This window comes from Brunnivagina elsteri CCALA 953, assembly GCF_002289455.1.
GTDB lineage: Bacteria > Cyanobacteriota > Cyanobacteriia > Cyanobacteriales > Nostocaceae > Brunnivagina > Brunnivagina elsteri.
Map to the genome: position 1 here is coordinate 1 of NZ_NTFS01000211.1, position 11,483 is coordinate 11,483.

The 11,483-nt window shown below is 37.5% G+C and carries 11 protein-coding genes, 1 tRNA gene and 1 pseudogene; 9 read left to right on the plus strand and 4 right to left on the minus strand.

Annotated elements, in window-relative coordinates; genetic code table 11:
- Positions 1 to 92: 92 nt before the first annotated feature.
- From CK510_RS17940 to CK510_RS17955, 4 genes and pseudogenes are all read left to right on the plus strand, one after another.
- Positions 93 to 263: pseudogene (locus tag CK510_RS17940) on the plus strand (nucleotidyltransferase family protein); the annotation flags it as partial.
- Positions 264 to 326: 63 nt separating this feature from the next.
- Positions 327 to 590 carry a HepT-like ribonuclease domain-containing protein gene (locus CK510_RS17945; RefSeq protein WP_245912198.1) on the plus strand — a complete coding sequence of 88 codons (264 nt, stop codon included), beginning with the start codon at positions 327 to 329 and terminating at the stop codon, positions 588 to 590.
- A 100-nt stretch (positions 591 to 690) separates the two neighbouring features.
- On the plus strand, positions 691 to 1,047 hold the full coding sequence (locus tag CK510_RS17950; RefSeq protein ID WP_095723006.1) for a hypothetical protein: 357 nt from the start codon (positions 691 to 693) through the stop codon (positions 1,045 to 1,047).
- A 589-nt stretch (positions 1,048 to 1,636) separates the two neighbouring features.
- On the plus strand, positions 1,637 to 2,515 hold the full coding sequence (locus CK510_RS17955) for an AIM24 family protein (RefSeq protein ID WP_095723007.1): 879 nt from the start codon (positions 1,637 to 1,639) through the stop codon (positions 2,513 to 2,515).
- Between the two features lie 38 nt (positions 2,516 to 2,553).
- Here CK510_RS17955 and CK510_RS17960 read toward each other — a convergent pair whose 3' ends face one another.
- Both CK510_RS17960 and CK510_RS17965 read right to left on the minus strand, forming a co-directional pair.
- Positions 2,554 to 3,366: a DUF5995 family protein gene (locus tag CK510_RS17960; protein ID WP_095723008.1), complete on the minus strand. Its 813-nt coding sequence runs from the start codon at positions 3,364 to 3,366 to the stop codon at positions 2,554 to 2,556.
- Between the two features lie 260 nt (positions 3,367 to 3,626).
- Positions 3,627 to 3,699: transfer RNA gene (locus CK510_RS17965), tRNA-Val, on the minus strand.
- Positions 3,700 to 3,912: 213 nt separating this feature from the next.
- Between CK510_RS17965 and CK510_RS17970 the strand changes: the two genes are divergently transcribed.
- The 3 genes from CK510_RS17970 (at position 3,913) to CK510_RS17980 (ending at position 6,511) form a co-directional block, all read left to right on the plus strand.
- Positions 3,913 to 4,509 (plus strand): metal-binding protein, encoded by a 597-nt coding sequence (locus CK510_RS17970; RefSeq protein ID WP_095723009.1) that lies wholly within the window; start codon positions 3,913 to 3,915, stop codon positions 4,507 to 4,509.
- A 47-nt stretch (positions 4,510 to 4,556) separates the two neighbouring features.
- Positions 4,557 to 5,378, plus strand: coding sequence for a nucleoside triphosphate pyrophosphohydrolase (mazG, locus tag CK510_RS17975; protein WP_095723010.1), 822 nt, complete (start codon positions 4,557 to 4,559; stop codon positions 5,376 to 5,378).
- A 92-nt stretch (positions 5,379 to 5,470) separates the two neighbouring features.
- Positions 5,471 to 6,511: a 1-acyl-sn-glycerol-3-phosphate acyltransferase gene (locus CK510_RS17980; RefSeq protein ID WP_095723011.1), complete on the plus strand. Its 1,041-nt coding sequence runs from the start codon at positions 5,471 to 5,473 to the stop codon at positions 6,509 to 6,511.
- Positions 6,512 to 6,665: 154 nt separating this feature from the next.
- Here CK510_RS17980 and rppA read toward each other — a convergent pair whose 3' ends face one another.
- Positions 6,666 to 7,352 carry a two-component system response regulator RppA gene (gene rppA / locus CK510_RS17985; RefSeq protein ID WP_095723012.1) on the minus strand — a complete coding sequence of 229 codons (687 nt, stop codon included), beginning with the start codon at positions 7,350 to 7,352 and terminating at the stop codon, positions 6,666 to 6,668.
- Positions 7,353 to 7,903: 551 nt separating this feature from the next.
- Here rppA and hisG point away from each other — a divergent pair.
- Both hisG and CK510_RS17995 read left to right on the plus strand, forming a co-directional pair.
- Positions 7,904 to 8,548: an ATP phosphoribosyltransferase gene (hisG, locus tag CK510_RS17990; RefSeq protein ID WP_095723013.1), complete on the plus strand. Its 645-nt coding sequence runs from the start codon at positions 7,904 to 7,906 to the stop codon at positions 8,546 to 8,548.
- Between the two features lie 233 nt (positions 8,549 to 8,781).
- Positions 8,782 to 10,677 carry an ABC transporter ATP-binding protein gene (locus CK510_RS17995; RefSeq protein WP_095723014.1) on the plus strand — a complete coding sequence of 632 codons (1,896 nt, stop codon included), beginning with the start codon at positions 8,782 to 8,784 and terminating at the stop codon, positions 10,675 to 10,677.
- Positions 10,678 to 10,834: 157 nt separating this feature from the next.
- Here CK510_RS17995 and CK510_RS18000 read toward each other — a convergent pair whose 3' ends face one another.
- Positions 10,835 to 11,257 carry a response regulator gene (locus tag CK510_RS18000; RefSeq protein ID WP_095723015.1) on the minus strand — a complete coding sequence of 141 codons (423 nt, stop codon included), beginning with the start codon at positions 11,255 to 11,257 and terminating at the stop codon, positions 10,835 to 10,837.
- Positions 11,258 to 11,483: the final 226 nt, after the last annotated feature.

An 11,483-nucleotide genomic window follows, 5' to 3' on the forward strand; every position in this document is an offset into this window, starting at 1 on the left:
ACTTTTACCTCGAAAAAATACAACACTATTATTGTATGATAAAAGTTCCTTAAAAACTCACAAAGTCAACAGCCTAGGCTAGAGCCGACAGTGATGTAGATATATTAGTCGATCTAGAGTCTCCCATAACTTTTGATCGCTACACGGACGTGAAATTCTATTTGGAGGAACAATTAGGAAGTCGGGTAGATTTAGTAACTTGGAAAGCATTAAAGCCTCAAATCCGCGAAAATGTAGAGCGAGATATAATCTATGTCACGTAATCTTAATTTATACTTGGAAGATATTTTGTCTAGTTACACAAAATACTCGACTACACACAAAATATGACTTTCTATGGATTTGTTGGAGATGAGCGAACTTTTGATGCTGTCATTTTTAATCTTTTGGTCATTGGAGAAGCAGTTAAAAATGTTCCCCAAGAATTGAGAGACAGGTATCCAGAGATTGAATGGCGTAAAATAGCAGGATTACGAGATATACTCGTACACACTTATTTTCAAGTGGATAACGAAATCATTTGGGATGTTGTACAAAGCAAAATACAACCTTTGCAGCAACAAGTAGGGAATTTGTTGGATATCGGATAAGTGGCATAAAAATTGTCAAATTGCGGAAATATTACTTTTGCTACTGAATCTTAAATTATTGTAATTCTGTAACAATGTATATATATTTCCGGTGATAATTATGATAGAAGCATCTAAGCTCCAATTGATTATTGATTTCAACGATTTTGATTTGGATGATGACGGAAAAGACGAACTGCGGCAAGAACTGGAAGAATTGGCAGGAATTGACACAGAACCACCAATTGGACGTAAAGGTAAAGCAATCGGTAGCATTCTCACTGGCATTTTGATGGCAGAAGTCAATCCAGCTAACTTGACAAAGCTATTTACGTTCCTCTCTGACAGGTTAGGTAATAAACCGATCAAGCTCAAGCTGAAAACACCCGATGGTAGGGAATTAGAAATAGAAGCAAGTAGCAAAGAGGAAATTGAATACGCGATCGCACAAGCAGAGAAATTCATCAAACAACAATAATATACCCGTAGGGGTGGGGTTTCCCCATCCTTATTTTATTATTATGCTAATTAGGATTTTTTGCTGGGAGAAACCCGATTTCTTGAGTAAAGTCAATATTTCGGTTTGTTATACTAATTCAATTTCTTAAGCCTCTCCCCTTACCAAGGATGTTGTTGGCGAATTAATGATGGGTCGAACCCCATTTTCCTCGTTCCTTGCCTCTGGCAAGGAATGCAGCGATTGAGGCTCCGCCTCCAACCTAACTGGAGGCAGAGCCTCCAAAAGCGCGTTACCAGGCTGGAGCCTGGTAACGAGAGGGTGGGGGTCTTCACCCCTCAACGATTCGCCAACAGTATCCTTACCAAGGGGAGAGGTTGGAGAGGGGTTCTATATTAGTAAAGTTTTAAGCCGTTCGTAGTATATTTTTGCGCGATCGCAATCAATATTTATTAGTCAAGTTGAGAGAAAAGGGAATTGATACGGAAAATTTGTAAGTTCCAAAAGTTCTAAGTAGGGGCAAACGGTTGTTTACCCTAATTTGCTCTAATTTGCGGAGAATTATCTACACTGGTAGTGTTGCTGACTTAAATTTACCAGGGGATATGCTGTGGCAAATATTGGGGAACAGGGATTTATTGAACCGTACCATCAAAAAAAGTCTTCATCATCGAGAGTGGAGGTAATCGATTGCGTATCTGGGGATAATTTTAAAGTTGAGATTCTCGGTTATAAATCATTATCGGGTATAAATGACCCAGAAACAGCCCAGGCTATTTACTATGCAAATCAAGTGGGAATGCAACTCAAGCAGGTAAAAATTACCCTCCAAGATGGAGAAGCACAAATTGAAGCTGGTGCATTGCAATATTTGTATGGGCAAATTCAAGTTGAAAATAGAGCTGGGGGAATGGCAGGTTTAGGAAAAGCCATGCTCAACAAGTTTATGACGAATGAGTCAGCATTTATTCCGCGCTATCGGGGAAATGGCTGTATCTTCCTCGAACCTTCTTTTAGTCATTTTTTGGTTTACTATCTGAATAACGAAGAACTTATTTGCGATCGCGGTTTGTTTTATTGTGGTGAAGGTTCACTTGATGTTGGTGTTGCAATACAAAGGAACGTTTCATCAGCTTTGTTTGGTGGTGAGGGTTTATTCCAAACTCGGATTCGTGGTACGGGGATTTGTGTGTTTGAGTTACCTGTTCCTGCTACGGAAGTGCATTGCATCCATTTGAATAATGAAACTCTTAAGGTTGATGGTAATTTTGCTTTAATGCGATCGGGTAAAATTGAGTTTACTGTGGAAAAATCTACAAAGACTATTTTCGGAACTTTGACGAGTGGTGAAGGATTGCTACAAACTTTCCGAGGGATTGGTAGAGTTTGGTTAGCACCAACTCAAGGTGTTTATGAGCAAATGCGGGTAAGTGGTATTGATAGTTTGACTCATGCACCAAAATCATCAAATAATTGGACTGATGAGTAATCAGTAATCAGTAATCAATGCCCAATTCCCAATAATAATTAAAAATAAACAATTCTATTTAAAGCATCAATAATTACTGGTATGTCATTGCTTTCAGATGATTTTACTATTTCTATGGCTTTATCTATAATCCGACTTGGACTAGCAATGATACGTCCTAAAAAAGCGACTTTCTGATCGAGTGAAATAATTGTTGATTGCTGCTGTTCAGTTGTTTGTAATGCTAGAATTTGCGCGTGGTTCCAAGCTTGTTGACGTGCTTTTTTGATACTAAAACTCACAATTGCTTCGTCAGTGATACCACCAACTTTATCTAATATTTCTAAAAGTGGAGAAAATTGACTTACAACTTCCTGATTGGGATTTAATAAATCAGCAATTGTATTATTTATTTTTTCAAAATCACCTGCAAAGCTCTGTAATTCTTCCCCTGGACAAATTTCTGCTGCCACAATTCCTAAATCTAAATTAATATGAGCATTTATACCCAACAAAAGATGCTGAAGAATAATAAAATCTGGTTGTGAAGCAGCTTCAAATGCCACTTTCCAGCTTTTCGTTGGTTTACCACCACTTCTATATGTATCGAGCGCAATAAAATAACGATTAGCAAATTTAGCCGCAAATCTATTCATGCGATCGCAATCATCAAAATGATTACTTTCCATTCCTATTCTAATCTTCAGCGTCACCTGACGATATAATGCAGCGAATAAACCAATGCGATACGCCCTTGGCGTTAAGCTCCGCTTATCGCGCAGTGTCTCCCCTGGAGAATCGCTCTTTGAAGCTGCCTCAGCAATCATCAAGTCTAATGTCTTTATTACCTCATCAATATTTGTCGTCAGCATTTTTCTATTTTTGACTACCTAGTGTTGCTTTAGAAAGGATACACCCATCTGGTAGTTGTGTTGCTGATTCAATAATTTGTTTGACGCAGAGAGGGGGAGAATCAGAGCGATCGCATTAGACATCTCCGGAAAAGACGTAGAGACGTAGCATTGCGGAGGCACGACAAGGGTTCTGGGGAACGCATGATTAAATTCGGTCGATGTCTATTAAAAAAGGCTAGAGAACCCGTAGGATTTACCTCTAACCTTAATCTACTTAATGGGCAATACCGGACTCGAACCGATGACGTCCTGCTTGTAAGGCAGGCGCTCTACCAACTGAGCTAATCGCCCGTTTTGTCTCACAAGAAATAATCTTAGCAAAGTTTTTTGAATAGCGCTAGTCTTTTTGGAAATTTTTTTTTGGAATTTTTTTGGACAGGAGATTAGAGGGTGGGAATTACTGTCAATCTTTATCTATCAGCAGCTTTTCCGGTACTATACTTACTTAGGAATCTACACTCAGCATACTCCCACGGGAACGTGCATCGATTACATCATACCCCTATGCCTTCAGGTCGGACGCACGATCGCATTACTATTTGGGCTTTACCTATCGTCGTTGGTGTCACCTTTTGGCAAACGCGCAATGGTAATCTGACTTTGTTGGTTGCGACGGGCTTTATGTTGGGGGGATTGATGTTTGGTCCCGATTTGGATATTTATTCCCGACAGTTTCAACGCTGGGGATGGTTACGCTGGATTTGGTTGCCGTATCAAAAGCGTCTGCGACATCGTTCGTTTTTTTCCCACGGTCCGTTAATTGGTACGACTTTACGAGTTATTTATTTTACTCTATTCTTAAGCATTATTGCGGTGATTGGGTTATTAATTGCCGAGAAAGTGGGAAATGTGGCTTTGAATTGGCAGGGGTTGGGTAATGGTATATTAGGTGCGATCGCTCAATACAAAACAGAATTTATCGCGTTGTTTTTAGGTTTGGAAGCGGGGGCAATGAGTCATTCGTTTAGTGATTGGACTGGTTCAGCTTACAAGCGATTTAAAAAGCAAGGAATTAGAGGAATATTACCAAGTCGCAAAATCAAAAAACGCAAAGTAGTTAGGGGGAAGAAATTAGTAACTAAGGGAAGAAAAAAAAGATAATTCATAATTTATATTCACCTCAATAATTAACTATTAATCACTACCTAATGAATAATACATTAACTGCACTACAAGAATTAATCGATGTTGTGGCAAAATTACGAAATCCTGAAGATGGTTGTCCTTGGGATTTAGCGCAAACTCCGCAAACTCTGATACCTTATGTAATTGAAGAAGCTTATGAGGTTGTGGATGCGATTAAAAGTGGAGATAACCAGGCAATTTGTGAAGAGTTGGGAGATTTATTATTACAAGTAGTATTGCAAGCACAAATTAAGAGTGAATCTCAACAATTTACATTGAAAGAAATCGCTGAGGGGATTTCCCAAAAGTTAATTCGTCGTCATCCCCACGTGTTTGGTGATGTGTCGGTAAAAAATATCGATGAAGTGCGGCAAAATTGGGAAGAAATTAAAGCGTTAGAAAAAGGAGAAATAGCACCAAATCAACAATTATTAAGCAGCCAATTGAGTAGTTACGCTCGGAAATCTCCACCAATCACAGCAGCAATGAATATTTCTCGGAAAGCTGCCGAAGCTGGTTTTGAGTGGGAAAATATTGATGGGGTTTGGAGTAAATTTCACGAAGAATTGGCAGAGTTTCAACATGCATTAATTCACGAAACACCAGAAGAGCAACAAGCTGAATTAGGTGACTTACTATTTTCGATAATTCAACTTGCTAGATGGCATAAACTCGATCCTAGTGAAGGTTTACAAGGAACAAATCAGCGCTTTATTCAACGTTTGCAAAAAATGGAATTATTTGGAAATCGTCCATTAACAGATTACAACTTAGATGAGTTGGAAGCACTTTGGCAGCAAGCAAAAGCAGAAATCGCTCTCCAAAAGCAGAAAAATCTAGATTGAGTCAGGGTTTTATGTCTTGAGTCAGAGGTGCGATCGCAATTTTGAAGGTTACTATTGCTTTAATAGGAAATAATACACTTGTCCGAAAATTTGTGATTCATCAAGACTTAGGAAATCCTCACAACCGTGAATTTAAAAAGGATAACTCAATTACAAGTTACAAATTTAACTGGTTTGACTGGTTTTGTCTTTGGTATCCACCAGGTTGGTTGATTTTATTTAACCGTCACTGGCAACATTACCACTCAGATACTGATGGATGGAAATGGTTTGAGTATGGTTTATTTCTAATCCCATGTGGATTTTATCTAGCAGTATTAATTCGCTGGTTGCGTTTGGGTTGTCGTTTCCCAAATAATGAAATTACTGAGTTTAATCCCAATTACCAGCAGTTATTTGGTCGAGAAATATTAGCTCCCATTATTAAACATTATTTTCGTGCTAAATTACATAATATCGAAAATTTATCTCCAGCCGAATCACTAATTATAATTATGAATCATGCGGGAATGTCTTTCCCTTGGGATTTCATTTGCTTGAGTTATTTACTAAGAGAAGAATGTGGATTAATTGTTCAACCTTTAGCGGGTACTGCCTTATTTGACCATGTTTTGATGCGTTGGTGGTTGCCTGTTGGATGGTCAAAAGTTTTGGGTGGTGTCCGTGCTGAACTTAATAGTTTCAAAGTGGCAATTGAAGAGCATAAAAATGTACTTTATGCACCAGAAGGATTACGTGGACCAATTAAAGGATGGGCAAAACGTTATCAATTACAAGCTTTTGATATAAGCTTTGTCCAACTCAGTCAAAATTATCAGCTTCCGATTCTTCCTGTGATTTGTATTGGTAATGAAAAGTTGCATCCTTTTACTATTAACTTTACATGGCTACAACGATTATTTAGAATGCCATTTTTGCCACTATCACCATTAATTTTGATTTTTATTCTTTTCCCTTCAATGGGTGTTTGGGCAATGCGATCGCAATTAAATTACTTCATCCAACCAGTTAATACTACAACTACAATTAATAGTGATACGAAAAAGCGTTTAGCTGCTTATCAAAAAGCGCAGGAATTGAGAGAATATATGCAACTACAAATTAACCAATTATTACAAATAAATAGCATTTAATTTCGCAGGTAACTATTATAACTCAATAATTATACGTAGTAAAGTATTCAAAAAATACTAAATTTGGTTTATTATACGTAAAAGTATCGATCAACCCCCTTGCTTACCAAAAAATTCGTCAGAAACTGAAAAATAGAAACCCCCAGCAAACTAATTATGCTGAAATTCCAAAACGATAACCTTTGCCATAAACAGTGTAAATCAGTTGCGCCTCCCCCGTAACCTCAATTTTACGCCGCAATAGACGAATTAAAGCCGCGATCGCATTACTGCTGGGTTGTTCGTTTTCATTCCACAAATTTTGCATAATTTGAGCATGAGTTAGCAACTGCCCAGTATGTTCCATAAAATACTGTAATAATTGACACTCTTTTTCCGATAGCTCAATAATCCTTCCTTGACGGTAAGCAAATTGATTTTCGCGATCGAGTTCCAAATCTGCAACTGTCAATCTTTCCGTTGCTAATTCCTGTATTTGAGTGCTAGAACGACGTAGCAAAGCACGTACTCTCGCAAGCAATTCCCGCAGTTCAAAAGGTTTAACCAAATAATCATCCCCCCCAGCATCCAACCCTTCAACCCGATCATCCAGGGTATCTTTGGCAGTGAGAAACAGTACGGGGGTAGTTTTACCTTGACGACGTAGTTCTTGACAAATTTCGAGTCCAGTTTTTCCGGGTAGCATCCAGTCTAGAATTAGTAAGTCGTAATTATCACTTTGAGCTAATTCGTTCCCATTGCTTCCATCGTATGCTGCATCAACGTTATATCCTTCCCGTGTCAGTAATCGGGTTAAGGGGTTGGTTAATTCTGTTTCGTCATCAACTAAGAGTATTCGCATATTACTTTGAGATTTTAGATTTTATAGTCTAGATAATTAGATTTTCAATTTCAAACTAAATTTAGAGTTGAGTCACACTACTGGTAAAATTAGATATTGCTGATTTTAAAATTGGCTCTAATTCAGTTATTTGTAGGTTGGGTGGAGGATTTGCGTAACCCAACATTAATCTACACAATCAAGAGTTATCTTTTATTTAATTCAGATTCCCTAACACAAGTTAAAAAATCATTTTTAAGTCACTTTAAAAAGATACGATAATTTATGAGCATCCTAACTCCTAACTCCTCAGGGCTGTTTCGTTCCCTTTTAAACAGGATTTGTCAAGATAGTTAGCGATAAATGTCTAAGTAAGGGTGGCGATTAAATTAACTTTTAAGCACTCGGTTAGCCGTAATTTTGTTCGTTTTCTCGACACGCTGGTAACAAAATAACCAGTTTTAAATTGCTATAACCCTTGATTTTTAAAGTGTTTTAGGGGATGAATCAGCCCTGCCTAACTCCTAACTCCTAACTCCTAACTCCTAACTCCTAACTCCTACCTAAATTCTATGATTACCGTTGCAATACCGAAAGGTGGACTTTTAAAAGATAGCATTCGTCTACTACAATCAGTTGGATTAGATTTTAGGGCTTTTCTAGACTCTGGAACCCGTCAATTACAAATTATTGATGCAAGTGGTAGAGCAAAAGGTTTACTAGTTAGGGCACAAGATGTTCCTGTATATGTAGACTATGGACAGGCACAATTAGGTATTGTCGGATATGACGTATTGCGCGAAAAAAAGCCTAATGTTGCTCATTTAGTTGATTTAAAATTTGGCTATTGTCGTCTATCTGTAGCAGTGAAAGAATCAAGTTCCTATCGTTCAAGTTTGGATTTGCCTGCACAAATAAGGATTGCATCAAAGTATGTAAATTCTGCCCGTGATTATTTCCAAAATTTGGATTTACCTGTAGAAATTATTCCTTTATCTGGTTCTGTAGAATTGGGACCAATTACGGGTATATCTGAAGCTATTGTTGATATTGTTTCCACAGGAAGAACCTTAAAAGAAAATGGTTTAATTGAGATTGAAACATTATATGAAAGTACTGCAAGGCTAATTGCCCATCCTTTGAGTTATCGTTTGAATACTGGAAATATGGGTGATTTCATTAGTAAGATGCGACAAGAAATGGTAGTTAGTATTTGAAAATGTAAAAATAAAAATCTGGTTTTGTGGAGCAGAGAGAAGTTGGCGGTGTCGGCTTCCGTCCCGTCAAACTTCGGGGCATCGTGCCTGCCTAATTAGATTAACGGGCAGGATGCCCATTCCACAAGATATGTATGTTCATTAATGGTTAGTAGAAGTCACGAAGAAGAGAAAAATCTACATACAAAATCTTTAGAAAAAATCTCTAGAAAAAAAAATATATAATTGCTGTTATGAGCAACACCATATCCCCAGGCAAACCCCCTCGCAAATCCAATAATACAGCAGACCGTCCTCGTGAAACCGATTGGCGGTTATTTTTGCGGTTAGTACCTTACGCAAAGAAACACAAACGATTACTCGCTATCGCAATGTTAATGCTAGTACCAATTGCGATCGCAAATGCGACACAACCGTTATTAATTGGACAAGCAATTTCCCTAATCCGCAAAGAACCTAGTACCTATGGGTTTTTCCAGCGTGATACCGTCATGGAAGGGTTGTATGTTGTTGAACTCATATTACTTGTAACGGTACTCATAAAGCTCTTAATGAGTGGATTTCAGGGTTATCTCATCCAACAAGTGGGGCAGAAAATTACTGCGGCAATTCGTCAGGATTTGTTTAACCACGTTACATCACTAGCTGTACGGTTTTTCGATCGCACTCCTGTGGGTAAATTAATTACTAGGTTGACTAGTGATGTGGAAGTATTGGGAGATGTGTTTGCCACTGGAGCGATTGGTATTATCGCTGATTTATTCTCAATGCTGGTAATCGCTGGATTTATGTTTTATATTCAGTGGCAATTAGCAACATTATTAATTGTGATGCTCTTACCAATTGCTGGATTAATTATTTACTTTCAGCAGCAATATCGCAAAGCTAATTACAAAGCAAGGGAAGAACTTTCGGTATTAAATTCCCAACTCCAAGAAAATATCACTGGGATTAGAGTTGTACATTTGTTTCGACGGGAAAAATTTAATAGCAAACTTTTTTATCAAAGTAATACGGATTATGTGGAAGAAGTCGATAAAACGATATTTTTCGACTCTTCAGTTTCCGCAACTCTCGAATGGATTGCTTTAATTGCTGTTGCTGGTGTTTTGTGGTTTGGTGGTTCGTTACTATTAAAAGAACAATTGACATTTGGGATATTATCTACATTTATTTTCTATGCTCAAAGGTTATTTGAACCATTGCAACAATTTGCCGAGAAATTTACAGTTATTCAAGCAGGTTTTACCGCAATTGAAAGAGTAGGTGATATTTTAGATGAACCAATAGAAATACGCGATAAAGCAAATTCTCGCGCACTTTCAGGATTTGAATTTGGTTACATTGACGAAATTATCGAAAATCTGGATGCTGAGGAAAGTAATGACAGCAAAATACCACGTGGGGAAATCCGATTTGAGGATGTTTGGTTTGCCTACAAAGATGATGACTACGTGATTAAGAATCTCAATTTTACCATTTATCCAGGTGAAAAAATTGCTTTAGTTGGTCCCACTGGTGCGGGGAAAAGTTCAATTATTCGGCTTTTATGTCGTCTCTACGAACCCACAAAAGGACGCATTTTAATTGATGGGATTGATATTCGTGATGTTCCCCAAGCTGAGTTACGACGATATTTAGCGGTAATTCTCCAAGATGGATTTATTTTTGCTGGGGATGTTAAAGGTAATATTACACTAGGTGATGGTTACACATTTGAAGAGGTTCAAGCTGCGGCAGAAAAGACAAATGTATCCGAATTTATCGAACAACTTCCCCAAGGTTATCATACACAATTGCGGGAGCGGGGTACAAATTTATCCAGTGGTCAAAAACAACTACTTGCTTTTGCCCGTGCGGCAATTCGGAATCCGCAAGTATTGGTACTCGATGAAGCAACTGCAAATTTAGATGTGGGAACTGAAGCGTTAATTCAAGCAGCTTTAAATGAGTTATTAATTGGACGAACTGCTATTATTATCGCTCATCGTTTATCTACTATTCGGAATGTCGATAAAATCTTTGTATTGAAGCGTGGTGAATTAGTAGAACAAGGTAGTCATGAGCAGTTAGTACGTCAAGATGGGTTATATGCGACTTTGCATAATTTACAGATGTTAGGAAGCTAGAAGCATTTTAGATACATTCGCTGTCGCTCAGTACAAACTTTTCAAGACGGATTTTAGATTAATGTTGGAAATTTTGATTGTTCCCAAAGCTAAAATTCAAAGTTCCAAATTTTCTTGTTAACTGAAATTCTGACAATTACTATTCTTTCTCATCGTTCTATAATGCTTCAAGACATTCTTTTTTTTTAGGAGGTAATAGAGATTCTACTGTTACAAATAACTGATCGAAATCAATTGGTTTAGTAATTAAAGCATCTATTTTACTTGCATAATCGGGAGAGTCTGATAAATTATCCCAAGCAGTCAACATCAAAATCGGAATAAAAGGTAATCTTCTATTCTCACGAACCCTTTTTGCAACCTCTAATCCATTAATTCCAGGCATCATCATATCCAATAATATCAATGCTGGTGGATTAGATTCAATCAAATCCAAAGCTTCATAACCATCTCCAGCAATATCAACTTTGTAACCCTCTAATTCTAATAAGGTTTGTAGCATCCAGCAGTTATCGGGAACATCATCAACTACGAGAATATGTGTTTGCTGAGTATCTGTTTCTTGTTGATATGTGAACATAATAATTATTTGATAAATACATAGACTTGGATTTAACTTGCGTTTAACTTGTGTTTAATCTTATTCTCGCAGTTATTCCAAGCAATTGTCCTCTAACTTTAGATATGTACAAGAGTAGTATATTGAGAATTAGGGAGGAGAATTAGGGAGCGGAGAAAAGGTAAAACGAGGAATTTAGCCATCAGGAGTTATACTAAAAATTAAAAGCTTATTTATGAAGAGAATG